This is a genomic window from Pseudomonas sp. LBUM1666 (assembly GCF_059695775.1).
The window spans coordinates 4260508-4274300 of record NZ_CP166789.1 but is presented as its reverse complement, the minus strand read 5'-3'; the positions used below and the strand labels follow the sequence as shown (position 1 = coordinate 4274300).

Sequence of the window (13793 nt, the reverse complement as noted above, 5' to 3'; positions counted from 1 at the left end):
TTGGTCGCAAAGGGGCAGGGAACTGCCGCATCCGGGAGAATGCGGCAGCAGAGCGGTCGAGATTTATTCGTGTTTGCCTTCAGCCTGCAAACGCTCGGTGCTCAGCCCGTGGGACAGGCTGTAAACGTAAGCGGCCAGCAATTGCACCTTGTCGTTGCCGAGCAGTTCGTTCTGCGCCGGCATATGGCCCTGGCGACCATGACGAATCGTTTGTTCAAGCTGCGTCAGGCCTGTTCCATAGATAAAACCGGCCGGTTGCGTCAGATTCGGCGCACCCATTGCTTCAGTGCCCTGGCCGTTTGCCCCATGACAGGCTACGCACATGGTGCTGAACGATTGCTGCCCGGCATGCAGGTCGGCACCGTTGTCGGCCGACAACGGCAGGCCGGCCAGGTCATGGCGCACATAAGCCGCGACGTTCTTCACGCCGGCATCACCGAGGATTTCACCCCAGGCCGGCATCGCGGCCATGCGACCACCCATGATCGTGGTTTTGATGGTGTCGGCGTTGCCGCCCCAGCGCCAGCTGTTGTCAGCCAGGTTGGGGAAACCAAAAGCGCCCTTGGCATCCGAGCCATGGCAGACCGCGCAATTAGAGGCAAACAGGCGACCGCCCATTTTCAACGCTAGCGGGTCCGCAGCCACTTCTTCCACGGGCATTGCCGCGAATTTGGCGAAGATCGGCCCGAACTTCGCATCGGCCTTGTTCATCTCCTTTTCCCACTCGTGGACGCCGGTCCAACCGTCCTCGTAACCCGGCAGGATGCCTTTCCAGTTGCCCAGCCCTGGGTAAAGCACCAGATAGCCCACTGCAAATATCAGCGTGCCGGCGAACAGCATGAACCACCACTGCGGCAGCGGGTTGTCGTACTCCTCGATGCCGTCGAAGCTGTGGCCCATGGTCTGGTCGACGCTGCCCTTGGTTTCGCCCTTGCGGGTGCTGATCAGCAGCCAGGTCAGGCCGATCAGGCTGCCAATGGTCAGTACGCAGATCCACGTACTCCAGAAGGTGGTCATGGCCGGGTACTCCTTGTTTCAGGTTCTTGGGTGGCGTCGTCGGATAGGGGTTCATCGGCGAACGGCAGCAAACGCGCTTCGGCGAATTCCGGATTGCGCTTGCTGTTGAACACCCACAACGTCAGGCCGACGAAGGCCATGAACACCACGACCGTGCCCAGGCCGCGGATCATTCCACTGCTCATTTCGCTTACGATTTCAAAGGGCATGGCCATGGCTCACCTCTTGCTCTTGATGGATGTGCCGAGCACTTGCAGGTAAGCGACCAGGGCGTCCATTTCGGTCTTGCCCTTGAGCGAGGCGACTGAGCCTGTGATGTCGTCGTCGGTGTACGGCACGCCGAGGGTGCGCATCGCCTTGATCTTCCCTTCGGTGTGGCTGCTGTCGAGTTGATTGGCCACCAGCCACGGATAGCCGGGCATCTTCGATTCCGGCACCACGTTGCGCGGGTTGTACAAGTGCGCACGGTGCCAGTCTTCGGAGTAGCGACCGCCAACCCGGGCCAGGTCCGGACCGGTACGTTTCGAGCCCCACAGGAACGGGTGATCCCAGACGCTTTCACCGGCCACCGAGTAGTGGCCGTAGCGTTCGGTCTCGGCGCGGAACGGGCGGATCATCTGCGAATGGCAGCCGACGCAGCCTTCGCGGATGTAGATGTCGCGACCTTCCAGTTGCAGCGCGGTGTAGGGCTTCATGCCTTCCACCGGTTTATTGGTCACGTCCTGGAAGAACAGCGGGACGATTTGAGTCAGGCCGCCAATGCTCACGGCCAGCACCATCAGCAACATCAGCAGGCCGACGTTTTTCTCGATTGTTTCGTGTTTCATGGCGGCCTCCTCAGGCGATCTGCGCAGCAGCGGCGACTTCGGCAGGCTGCGAGGCCCGCACGGTGCGCCAGGTGTTGTAGGCCATCAGCAACATGCCGCTGAAGAAGATCGCACCGCCTACCAGGCGCACGACGAAGCCAGGGTGGCTGGCCACCAGGGTTTCGACGAAGGAGTAGGTCAGCGTGCCGTCTTCATTGACTGCGCGCCACATGAGGCCCTGGGCGATGCCGTTGACCCACATCGAAGCGATGTACAGCACGGTGCCGATGGTCGCGAGCCAGAAATGCGCGTTGATCAGGCCGATGCTGTGCATCTGCGTGCGACCGAAGATTTTCGGGATCATGTGGTACAGCGCGCCGATGGAGATCATCGCCACCCAACCGAGGGCGCCGGCGTGAACGTGGCCGATGGTCCAGTCGGTGTAGTGGGAGAGGGCGTTGACCGTTTTGATGGCCATCATCGGCCCTTCGAAGGTCGACATGCCGTAGAACGCCAGCGAGACCACGAGGAAGCGCAGGATCGGGTCGCTGCGCAACTTATGCCAGGCGCCCGAGAGCGTCATCATCCCGTTGATCATCCCGCCCCAGCTCGGCGCCAGCAGGATCAGCGACATCACCATGCCCAGCGACTGCGCCCAGTCCGGCAGCGCGGTGTAGTGCAAGTGGTGCGGACCGGCCCAGATGTACAGGGTGATCAGCGCCCAGAAGTGCACGATCGACAAGCGATAGGAATACACCGGACGCTCGGCCTGTTTCGGCACGAAGTAGTACATCATCCCGAGGAAACCGGCGGTGAGGAAAAAGCCGACGGCGTTGTGCCCGTACCACCACTGAACCATGGCATCGGTCGCACCGGCGTAAACCGAGTAAGACTTGGTGAAACTCACCGGCAGTTCAAGGTTGTTGACGATGTGCAGAATCGCCACGGTGATGATGAACGCACCGAAGAACCAGTTGCCGACGTAGATGTGCTTGGTCTTGCGCTGCATGATCGTGCCGAAGAACACCACGGCGTAGGCGACCCAGACGATGGTGATCAGGATGTCGATCGGCCATTCCAGCTCGGCGTATTCCTTGGAGCTGGTGTAACCCAGCGGCAAGCTGATGGCCGCCAGCAGAATCACTACTTGCCAGCCCCAGAAGCAGAACGCGGCGATTTTCGGCGCAAACAGTTGGGTCTGGCAGGTGCGTTGCACCGAATAGAACGAACTGGCGAACAGGGCGCAACCGCCGAAGGCGAAGATCACTGCGTTGGTGTGCAACGGGCGCAGGCGCCCGAAGCTGGTCCACGGCAGATTGAAGTTGAGTTCAGGCCAGACCAATTGAGCCGCGAGAAAAACCCCGAGCCCCATACCGACGATGCCCCACACCACCGTCATAATGGCGAATTGGCGGACCACCTTGTAGTTGTAGGCGGTACTGATAGAAGTGTTCATGGTTCCCCATCCACGGTTCAGCCGAAGTGAAGGCCCGCCTTTGCGAGTAAGTCGCACGGCAGACGCTCCCTTCGCCTGGAGTTATAGGCAGACTAAAAGCGAGGCAAGCATGGACAAAGAGCACAAGGCCAGTATTGACGGGGATCAATGGGCGCGGTGTGTGCGGGATCATGGATGGTTGTGGAATGAGGCGGCTTCAAAGGCCTCGGCGGAACCTGTGACGCTGATTCTCGCTCATGGTGCCGGCGCGCCGATGGACAGTGGCTGGATGAGCGACATGGCTGAGCGCCTTGCCGCGCATGGGGTCAACGTGTTGCGCTTCGAGTTTCCCTATATGGCGCAACGGCGTATCGATGGCGGTAAACGCCCACCCAATCCGGCCCCCAAATTGCTGGAATGCTGGCGCGAGGTCTATGCCGTGGTGCGACGCCATGTCGCTGGGCGTCTGGCTATTGGCGGCAAGTCCATGGGCGGGCGGATGGCCAGTCTTTTGGCAGATGAACTGGAGGTCGATGCGTTGGTTTGCCTTGGCTATCCCTTTTATGCCGTCGGTAAACCGGAGAAACCTCGGGTTGAGCATTTGGCCGGGTTAAAGACGCGCACGTTGATTGTTCAGGGCGAGCGGGATGCGTTGGGCAATCGCGAGGCGGTCCAGGCTTACACGTTGGCACCGAGTATCGAGGTGTTGTGGCTGGTAGCGGGGGATCATGACTTGAAGCCGTTGAAGGCTTCGGGGTTTACCCATGAGCAGCATCTGGCGGCTGCGGCTGGCAGGGTGGCTGCGTTCCTTCAGGGACAGCCCTCACCCTAACCCTCTCCCAGAGGGCGAGGGGACTGATCGAGGTGTCTTTCGCGATGCATCGACCTGAAAAATCGAGTCGAACTCAGGCTCCGGAAACGACAAAGATCGGCTCCCTTTCCCCCTCCCCCTTATGGGGCGGTCCGACGTTTCGGGAGGGTTGGGGTGAGGGGTGGATTTTCAAGACGATACATATCTCAAACCCTACCCGCCCCACAGTCCGAGTATCAGCTTCTAGCAACAATCAGCGGTTAAACCGCTCCACCAACGAATACTGAGTATTCGCCGTCTTCGTCAGTTCTTCACTCAACAACGCCGAGTGTTGCGCCTGTTCCGAGGTCTGATCCGCCAAGTGCGAGATGTTGCTGATGTTGCGGCTGATTTCCTCGGCAACAGCACTTTGCTCTTCAGTCGCAGCAGCAATCTGTGTAGTCATGTCGGTAATGTTGGCCACCGCTTCACTGATCCCCACCAGTGCCTGATCCGCTTCCAAAACCCGCGCGACACCTTCTTCGGCCTGGCGATGGCCAGCCTCCATGGTTTGCACCGCCGTGCTGGCGGTTTGCTGGAGCTTGGCGATCAACGCATGGATCTGCCCGGTGGATTCGCTGGTGCGTTGCGCCAGTTGACGGACTTCGTCGGCGACCACCGCAAACCCGCGACCCATTTCACCGGCACGGGCCGCTTCGATGGCGGCGTTCAAGGCCAGCAGGTTGGTCTGGTCGGCGATGCCTTTGATCACATCGACCACACCACCGATTTCGTCGCTGTCCTTGGCCAGTTGGGTCACGGTCAGGCCGGTTTCACCGACCACCACCGACAGGCGCTGGATCGCTTCGCGGGTTTCCCCGGCGATGTCGCGGCCGCGACCGGTCAGGCGATTGGCTTCCTGAGTCGCATCGGCCGTGCGCTGTACGTGGCTGGCGACTTCCTGAGTGGTGGCGGCCATCTGATTGACGGCGGTGGCCACTTGCTCGGTTTCGACGCGCTGACGTTCCAGGCCGGTGGAGCTGCTGTGAGCCAGGGTGTCGGACTGTTTCGCCTGGTCGCTCAAATGCTCGGCGGTGTCCTGCAGACGGGTCAGGCAGGTTTTCAGGCGGGCTTCCTGGCTGAGGATCGACATCTCCAGGCGTGCTTGAGCGCCGCGACTGTCGGTGTACATCTGCGCGATCAGCGGGTCGGAGGTCGTCTGCCCGGCCAGCTGCAGCAGACGCTTGAGGCCGCGCTGTTGCCAGCTCAACCCCAGCAGACCCAATGGCACCGACAGGCCGGCGGCCAACGCAAAACCCCATTGGGAATTGAGCGACGCACCGATCATGAAGCTCAGCTGGCTGACCAGAATGAACGGCAGCCAGTCCTGAAGCACCGGCAGCCATTTGTCCGTTGAAGGAATCGCCGACTTGCCCTGGTTGATGCGTTGGTAGAGCGCTTCGGCACGGCGGATCTGCTCGGCGGTGGGTTTGACCCGCACCGATTCGTAACCGACCACCTGATTGCCTTCGAAAACCGGCGTGACATAGGCGTTAACCCAGTAGTGATCACCGGTCTTGCAGCGATTCTTGACAATACCCATCCATGGCAAGCCTTGTTTCAATGTGCCCCACATGTGCGCGAACACCGCGGCCGGGACGTCAGGGTGACGGACCAGGTTATGCGGCGCACGGATCAGTTCCTCACGAGAAAACCCGCTGATCTCGACGAAAGCGTCGTTGCAGTAGGTGATCACACCCTTGGCATCGGTGGTGGAAATCAACCGTTGCTGAGCCGGGAAGGTCCGTTCGCGTTGTGTAATAGGCTGGTTGTTACGCATGGCTTTTCAATCCGCAAGGCTTTCAGAAGTTGTCGGCTGCGCCGCGAATTTATTGAATTCTTTTTTATAAATCGGACGAGGGTCTCAAATTTGCGGCAGTGCGCTGAAAAGGCCGGCCCGCCCAGTGGTTGAGCTATTCAGGTTTCCCTCAGGAGACTGGGCGCGTATGATTCGCCGCTGTTTTATGTAGGACGTTGGCTGGGTACAAGCAGGATTTAGCGACACGACTTTCATAAAGTGTCGCCGGTGCTCCAGCATTTATATTAATGGAAGTTGATTGTTGCCCAGCCTTTGAAAAAAGTCCGGGTATGAAAAGGGCTCGTAGCAATGCGTAAAAAAGTTGCAATCATTGGGACGTCGTTCCGTTTTCCTGGCTCTACTTCCGCAACTTTTTGGCCGCACCTGTTAGACCAGCGGAGCTTCATCACCGAAGCAGATTTTTCTCGCTGGTCCAAAGACGAGTTCCTGCACCCGGACAAGGCCAACCCGGCAACGTCCTATACGTTCGCGTCTGGCTCGCTTGGAGATATCTCCACCTTCGACGCAGGCTTTTTCAATATTTCTCCGCGCGAAGCCGCGATCATGGACCCTCAGCAACGTCTGTTGCTCGAGCTCGGCTGGGAAGTGTTCGAGAACGCTGGCGTCAAGCCTTCGAGCCTGCGCGGCAGCGATTGTGGCGTTTACCTGGGCATTGCCAGCGTCGATTACAGCTACAGGTTGGCGCATGACTTGTCGGCGATCGAAGCGGCCACCGCCACGGGCAACACCTTCAGCATTGCGGCCAACCGGCTCTCTTATTTCTACGACCTGCAAGGTCCGAGCATGGCCATCGACACGGCGTGCTCGTCTTCTCTGATTGCGTTTCACCAGGCGTGCCAGGCGATTCAGAACGGTGATATTGAACAGGCGCTGGCCGGTGGTATCAGCCTGCACCTTCATCCGTTCGGCTTCCTGATTTTTTCCAAGGCGTCGATGCTCTCACGCACAGGCCAATGCCATGTGTTCGATGAATCCGCCGACGGTTATGTCCGGTCCGAAGGGGCGGGTCTGTTCTATCTGAAGGATTACGACAAGGCGGTCGCGGACGGTAACCAGATCCTGGCCGTAGTAGCCGGCACCGCGGCGAACACCGATGGCCACAAGTCGAGTCTGACTGTACCGAGTGCCGAGGCGCAGATTGCACTGATGACACAGGCTTATGCTACAGCCGGCATCGACGCCACGCAGATCGATTACCTTGAGGCGCACGGCACCGGCACACCGGTCGGCGATCCGATTGAAAGCCGCGCCATTGGCGAAGCGCTCGGCCAGCAACGCCCTGCCGACCAGCCGCTGCTGATCGGCTCGATCAAAAGCAACATTGGCCACCTTGAAGCCGCGTCCGGCGTTGCCGGTTTGATGAAGGCGCTTTTCTGCGTGATTAAACGCCAGGTGCCGGCCACCATCGGCATCACCAGGCTCAATCCGAATATCCCGTTCGCCGACCTCAACTTGCAGGTCATCACCGAAACCCAGGCACTCAAGCCCACCGGCAAACTAGTGGTCGGGGTCAATTCGTTCGGTTTTGGTGGTGCGAACGCGCACGTTATTCTGGAAAGTCCACCGCAGGCCGATGAGGCACCAGCCTCGACTGATCACCCTGTGCCGCTGATTGTGTCGGCCAAGGACAGCGCAGGTCTGGCCGCTCAGTCGGAGCAGTTCGCGGAGTTTTTGTCCGAGTCCGGCGAGGGAAGCCTTTACGACGTTGCCTATCAGTCACTGGTGCGTCGCGACGTGCACCCGCAGCGGGTCGTGGTGTTTGGCGCCGATGCTCAACACAGTGCTCAGGCACTGCTCGATTTTGCGACAGATCCCGGGGTGCCAACCCTGTCGGCGGTGCTCGAAAGCGGTCTGGCGCTGGAGCAACCGAAAGGCCCGGTGTTCGTTTATTCCGGTAATGGCTCGCAGTGGCAAGGCATGGGCAAGTCGTTGCTCGCCGACCCGGTGTTCCATCAGGCCGTGGCCGAGGTGGACGCCATTTTCGAACCGCTGGCGGGTTACTCGCTGCGGGCGGAACTGGCCGGCGACAATGGCGAAGACCGCTATCAATTGACCGAGATTGCTCAACCGGCGCTGTTTGCATTGCAGGTCGGTATCACGCGGATGCTGGCCGCGAAAGGTGTTCTGCCGATGGCTGTCACTGGGCACAGCGTGGGTGAAGTCGCCGCCGCCTGGGCCTGCGGTGCGCTGACGCTCAAGGACTCCACTCGGGTTATTTATCACCGCAGTCGCTTGCAAGGATTGACCAAAGGCAGCGGGCAAATGTCGGCGGTCGGTCTCTCCGGCGAAGACACCGCCAGCTTGCTGCAAACGCTCAACCTGCACCACGACCTGGTGGTCGCCGGTGAGAACAGCTTCAAGGGCGCGACCGTCGCCGGTCCGCAAACAGCACTGGACGTTCTGGAACAGGCGCTGACCGAGCGTCAGATCTTCGTTCGACGTCTGGGCCTCGACTACGCGTTCCACTCGCCGGCCATGGACGTGATCCGTGATGCGCTGATCGACGCGTTGAGCGATGTGGTACCGGGGCCATCGCGCATTCCGATGTATTCGACCGTGACTGGTAACGAACTGGCCGGTGTACTACTGGGCGCCGAGTACTGGTGGCAAAACATCCGCCTTCCAGTGCTGTTCCAGTCCGCCAGCGAAAAACTCGTCGAGCAGGGCTATAACGTTTTCGTGGAGGTTGGTCCACATCCGATTCTGCGTTCGTACTTGGCCGACGCGCACAACTGTAAGGAACGGCAAGCCGTCGTGATCGCGACGGATCTGCGTGGCGCGGAAACCCCACAACTGATCGATCGCACCGTGGCGAAAGTCTTGATCGCTGGCGTGGACATTCAACACGAATGTCTGTTTCCACACACAGGTCGATTCGTGCAGTTGCCTAATTACGCATGGCAACGCGAGCGTCATTGGCATCCGGAGACACCCGAGTCTTCTGGTCGCCTTCAGCGCGAGCGGGTTCATCCGTTGTTGGGTTACGCGCTGCCGGGGCATGAACTGACCTGGGACAATCGCTTGGATACCCAGTTGTTCCCATCGCTGGGCGACCACATGGTCGGCGACGCGGTGTTGTTTCCTGGCGCCGGTTTTACCGAGGTCGCGCTGGCCGCTGCATTGCAGTATCAGCCAGGCGAATACGTAGAAGTCGAAGAACTGGAAATCCACAGCCCGCTATTACTACACGCCGATTCCAGCAAGAAAGTCCGAGTAGTGGTCGACAGCACCGACGGTGCGCTGTCCATCGTTTCGCGTAGCACGGCCCAGACCGAACCGTGGGTTCAGCATGTGATCGCCAGATTTCCTGGCGAAGCCCGCGGTGGTTTGCTCGCTGGCACCGCGCCGGCCTTGCCGAGCCGAGCACCGGACTTCACCTCGGCGGATCATCTGGCGCTGACCCGCGCGGTCGGTCTCAATTACGGCCCGGCTTATCAGGCGGTAGCGGACGGTTGGATTGACGATAATCAAGTGTTGGCGCGACTCACCGTTCCGCAGTTGATCGAAGCGGAACTCACGAGCCTGCATTTGCATCCGGCATTGCTCGACAGTGCTTTCCAGTTGATCACCCAACTGCTTCGTAGCGACGCCAAGAGCCGTAAGGGCCTGGCGTTCATACCGGTCAAACTCGGACGGATCTCGTTCGCTACGGGTAGCCGGCCGCCGTGCCTGGCACAAGTCCGGCTGGTGCGTCGTTCAGAGCATTCGCTGTTGGCGGACTTCACGCTGTATGACGATGAAGGCCGTGCGGTTATCTGCATCAAGGATGCGCGTTTCCGCGGTGTGCGCCTGCACAAGGATCGCAGCGGCGACCTGAAGCTGGTGGACTTCGTCGGGATTGCCAAACCCTACTCCCTCGATGGTCCTCGTTCGCCGCTGACGGATTCACTGCTGGGCGCGACCTTGCAGCAACAGATTGCCGCGATTGCGAACGATCCGGCGCTGGCCCGTTATGCCGATGAAGTCGACCCGCTGCTCGACAACCTGTGCGGCAGTTTCCTCTGGGAAGCGATCGAGCAACTCGGCGGTGAACTCACGTGGCAGCAGCGTTCGAGTTGGGGCCCGGAGGCGCACGCAGTGTCCGGCTACCTCGATCATTTGCTGGCGCTGGCCGTGGAAGAGGGCAGTCTGCTCCTGACCGCTGAAGGCAACTGGCAGGTGGCCGATCAAGGCGAGCGTGCGCGCGCGCAAGAGATCTGGCAGGAGCTGTTCCGCAGCTATCCCGAGCACTTCCAGATCATTCATTCGGTCGGCCGTATCGGCGTGCACCTGCTGGCGCTGTTGAGCGGGCAAGTAACCATCGCGCAACTGCTGCCGCGGGAGACCTCGCCAGCGCAATTGACCCGCCAGGTGCTCGGCGCCGCCGGTTATCACGCCTTGCTCGGCGGCGTGCGCACGCACATCGCCGAGCGGCTGAGCGTGCTGCCTGACGGCCAGCGTCTGCGTATTATCGAGCTGGGTTCTGAAGGGGTACCATTGGCCGCCGACCTCGCGGCGACGCTGGATTTCGACCGCATCGACTATCAGTACTGCGCGGAAAACACCGAGCAGGTGTCGATGCTCCAGGCGGACTTTGCTCACTTGCAGATCATGACCCTCGCCGATTTCGCGCAATTGCCGAAGGTGCCGGGCAACGAGTTCGACCTGGCGCTGGTCACCACTGACCTGGCGCCGTTGGACGCGGTCAGCCAAGGCCTGCAATACGTGGCTACACGCCTTCGCGCGCACGGTGAACTGCTGTTGTTGGCGCAACACCCCGCGCGTTGGGCGGACTTTACCTTTGGCGCGCAAGCGTCCTGGTGGCTGGCCGGGCACGGACAGCAACGGCTGTCGGTGCAGCAGCGTCCGAGTTTCTGGCAGCAGGAATTGCAGCGTCATGGCCTCGCCGTGTCCGAGCCGTTGGAGCTGATCCCTCACGCGGCTTGCGGCAGCTACGTGTTGGTGGCGGCTGCGCACACACCAAAAGCACTTGAAATTATGGCTGAGCACGCGCGCCAAAACTGGTTGCTGGTGGCCAGCGAACAGGGTGCGGACGCGCCATTTGCCCGCGCCCTGGCGTCGAGCTTGCGTGAACAGGGTCAGGACGTAGTGCTGCTGGCCCCGGCCTCTGCCGTCGGATTGGCGGACCAACTGCGTCAGACCGACGCGGCGCCGCACCACGTGGTGATGCTGGCCGGTCTGTTCGCCCCACAAGGTTTGGATGCTCAGGCAGACCGATGCATGCTGGCCGCTGCGATCACTCAAGCCTGTGAGGCCGTGGGCATTGCGCCGGATTGCTGGCTGCTGACCTCCGGCGCCGCCGTTCATTTGCTGCCCCGCAGCGCTCGAACAGAAAGCACTGTGCAAGGGCTGGCCGATGCAGCCCTGTGGGGCTTCGGTCGGACCCTGGCGAACGAGGCGGTCGGTTGCCGCGTGCGCTTGCTCGATCTGGCTGCCGATGCCGGTGTCGACGCATTGCTGCCCGCGCTGTTGCAGGCCGATGGCGAAACCGAACTGGCGATCAGCGCCGCCGGTGATCGCTACGTCGCCCGTTTGCGCATCCAGCCCAATGACGTGCCGGGTGATACGCTGAAGAATGTGCCCACTCAGGTCAAACTAGGCTTCGATTTGCCGGGTCAGCTGCGCAATCTGCGCTGGGAAACCCGGGCGCCGTTAGTGCCGGCCGATGATGAGCTGGACATCGAAGTCCAGGCCACCGGTTTGAACTTCCGGGACGTCATGTATGCCTTGGGTCTGCTCTCCGATGAGGCCATTGAAAACGGCTTTTCGGGCCCGACCTTGGGCTTTGAATTCGCCGGAGTGGTGCGCGATAAAGGCGCGTTGGTCGAAGGTGATTTCGAGCCGGGCGACCGCGTCGTCGGGTTCGGTCCATCGAGCTTCGCCAACCGTCTGGTGACCAATGCCAACGCCGTCGCGCGCATTCCCGAAGGCATGTCGTTCGAAGCGGCGGCAACCATTCCGAGTACGTTCTTCACCGTATATTACGCGGTGCATTACCTGGCGCGGCTGGAGCCTGGCGAGAAGATCCTGATCCACGGCGCGGCCGGTGGTGTGGGCATCGCCGCCATCCAGATCGCCAAATGGTGCGGCGCCGAAATTTACGCCACGGCCGGCAGCGACGAGAAGCGCGACTTCCTGCGCCTGCTCGGCGTCCAGCACGTGTTCGACTCCCGATCGCTGGCGTATGCCGACGACATCCTGGCGATCACCGATGGTCGCGGTGTGGACGTGGTGCTCAACTCGCTGGCGGGCGAGGCAATCAACCGCAACCTGCGCGTGCTTAAACCGTTCGGGCGTTTCCTTGAGCTCGGCAAGCGCGATTTCTATCAGAACACCAAGATTGGCCTGCGGCCGTTCCGCAACAACATCAGCTACTTCGGCATCGATGCCGATCAACTGATGAGCGAGCGTCCAAAGCTGACCCGCCGGTTGTTCAGCGAGATGATGGGGTTGTTCCAGGACGGCTTCCTGACGCCACTGCCGTACCGCGCCTTCGATGCCAATGAAGTCGTCGAGGCGTTCCGCTACATGCAGCAGGCGCGGCAGATCGGTAAAATTGTCGTCACCTATCGCACGCCGATTCAGCAGGTCTTCAGCGCACCGGTGGCTCAGTCGCCAACGTTGCACCTGTCGGCCGATGGCGTTTATCTGGTCACCGGCGGTCTCAGCGGATTTGGCCTGCGCACCGCGCAATGGCTGGTGGAAAAAGGCGCTCGTCATCTGGTGTTGCTGGGGCGCCGTGGCGCCGCCACCGAAGAAGCGCAGCCAATGCTGTCGGTCTGGCGCGAGCAGGGTATCGAGGTTCAAGCGCTGGCGTGCGACATCACCGACGTCGCGCAATTGAAGTCGGTCATGGTGCGCATTGAAGCCAGTGCCCACCCGTTGCGCGGTGTCGTGCACGCGGCCACGGTGTTCGACGACGGGCTGATTCGCAACCTGACCTCACAACAAGTGCAGCGGGTACTTGAGCCCAAAGCCAAGGGCGCGCAATACCTGCATGAAATGACCGCACATCTGGCGCTGGACTTCTTCGTGCTGTTTTCCTCGGCAACCACGTTGTTCGGCAACCCGGGTCAAGCCAACTATGTAGCGGCCAACCATTGGCTCGAAGCCCTGGCCCGCCATCGCCTGGCTCTCGGTCTACCTGCGACCAGCGTGCTATGGGGCGCCATTGATGATGCGGGTTTCCTCGCGCGTAACGAGGACATCAAAGACGCCCTGCAAAGTCGCATGGGCGGCTCGGCGTTGCTCTCGCAAGTAGCGCTGGACACCCTCGAACGACTGCTCTTGCAGCAACGTTCCGGGCTCGGTGTGCTGGAGCTCGACTGGAAAGCGCTGTCGCGTTTCCTGCCGGCGGCGAACACGCCGAAGTTCAGCGAACTGGCCCGTCTCAATGGTGGTGAACAGGACGAGGAAAGTGACATCGACGATATCCAGCGTTTGCTGGTCGAGCTGAACGAACAGGAACTGACGGAGCTGTTTGGTGAAATGCTCAAACAGGAAATCAGCGAAATCCTGCGCTTGCCGACCAACAAACTCGACATCACCCGTCCCCTGCAAGAGTTGGGGCTGGACTCGTTGATGAGCGTCGAGTTGGTGGTCGCAGTCGAGGAACGCTTCGGGATTCGCCTGCCGGTGATGGAACTCAGCGAAACCTCCAGCATCGCCAAATTGACCGGGCGGATTCTCGAACTGTTACGCGGCAACCAGGAGCATGACGCGCCACAGGCCAGCGCCGACACGCTGCAAACGCGGGCAGCCGATGCGCTATCGCGTCACGGCGCGGAGCTGTCCCGGGAGGACATTGCGCAATTGAGCGATGGCCTCAATGGCCAGGATTCCAACCTCACTCGTTTGATTAACTGA

7 protein-coding genes are annotated in these 13793 nt (G+C 60.8%); 2 read left to right on the top strand and 5 right to left on the bottom strand.

Annotated features, from left to right (window positions below; genetic code table 11):
* Positions 1-63 precede the first annotated feature (63 nt).
* From ccoP to ccoN, 4 genes are read right to left on the bottom strand one after another with little or no spacing between them, the layout of a single operon-like run.
* Complete coding sequence (ccoP, locus tag ACA056_RS19580; protein WP_497267060.1) at positions 64-1017, bottom strand: cytochrome-c oxidase, cbb3-type subunit III; 954 nt, start codon at positions 1015-1017, stop codon at positions 64-66.
* Entirely contained in the window at positions 1014-1214 is a 201-nt protein-coding gene (locus ACA056_RS19575; protein WP_497273572.1) for a cbb3-type cytochrome oxidase subunit 3, read from the bottom strand. The genes ccoP and ACA056_RS19575 overlap by 4 nt, the downstream gene beginning before the upstream one ends.
* Before the next feature lie 21 nt (positions 1215-1235).
* A complete protein-coding gene (gene ccoO, locus ACA056_RS19570) occupies positions 1236-1844 on the bottom strand; it encodes a cytochrome-c oxidase, cbb3-type subunit II (protein ID WP_497267058.1) in 609 nt (202 codons plus the stop codon).
* Positions 1845-1854: 10 nt separating this feature from the next.
* A complete protein-coding gene (ccoN, locus tag ACA056_RS19565; protein WP_046057047.1) occupies positions 1855-3279 on the bottom strand; it encodes a cytochrome-c oxidase, cbb3-type subunit I in 1425 nt (474 codons plus the stop codon).
* Between the two features lie 109 nt (positions 3280-3388).
* Here ccoN and ACA056_RS19560 point away from each other — a divergent pair, with 109 nt between their 5' ends.
* Positions 3389-4090, top strand: a complete 702-nt coding sequence (locus ACA056_RS19560) for an alpha/beta family hydrolase (protein ID WP_497267056.1) — start codon at positions 3389-3391, stop codon at positions 4088-4090.
* A gap of 232 nt (positions 4091-4322) precedes the next feature.
* On the opposite strand, the gene ACA056_RS19555 is transcribed toward ACA056_RS19560, so the two are convergent.
* A complete protein-coding gene (locus ACA056_RS19555) occupies positions 4323-5888 on the bottom strand; it encodes a methyl-accepting chemotaxis protein (RefSeq protein ID WP_497267054.1) in 1566 nt (521 codons plus the stop codon).
* A 327-nt stretch (positions 5889-6215) separates the two neighbouring features.
* On the opposite strand from ACA056_RS19555, the gene ACA056_RS19550 reads away from it, so the two are divergent.
* Positions 6216-13793, top strand: a complete 7578-nt coding sequence (locus ACA056_RS19550; RefSeq protein ID WP_497267052.1) for an SDR family NAD(P)-dependent oxidoreductase — start codon at positions 6216-6218, stop codon at positions 13791-13793.

Bases quoted from the DNA above. Each gene is read 5' to 3' on its own strand.
- ccoP (WP_497267060.1), bottom strand. From the start codon at position 1,017: ATGACCACCTTCTGGAGTACGTGGATCTGCGTACTGACCATTGGCAGC.
- ccoO (WP_497267058.1), bottom strand. From the start codon at position 1,844: ATGAAACACGAAACAATCGAGAAAAACGTCGGCCTGCTGATGTTGCTG.
- ACA056_RS19550 (WP_497267052.1), top strand. From the start codon at position 6,216: ATGCGTAAAAAAGTTGCAATCATTGGGACGTCGTTCCGTTTTCCTGGC.
- ACA056_RS19560 (WP_497267056.1), top strand. From the start codon at position 3,389: ATGGACAAAGAGCACAAGGCCAGTATTGACGGGGATCAATGGGCGCGG.
- ACA056_RS19555 (WP_497267054.1), bottom strand. From the start codon at position 5,888: ATGCGTAACAACCAGCCTATTACACAACGCGAACGGACCTTCCCGGCT.
- ccoN (WP_046057047.1), bottom strand. From the start codon at position 3,279: ATGAACACTTCTATCAGTACCGCCTACAACTACAAGGTGGTCCGCCAA.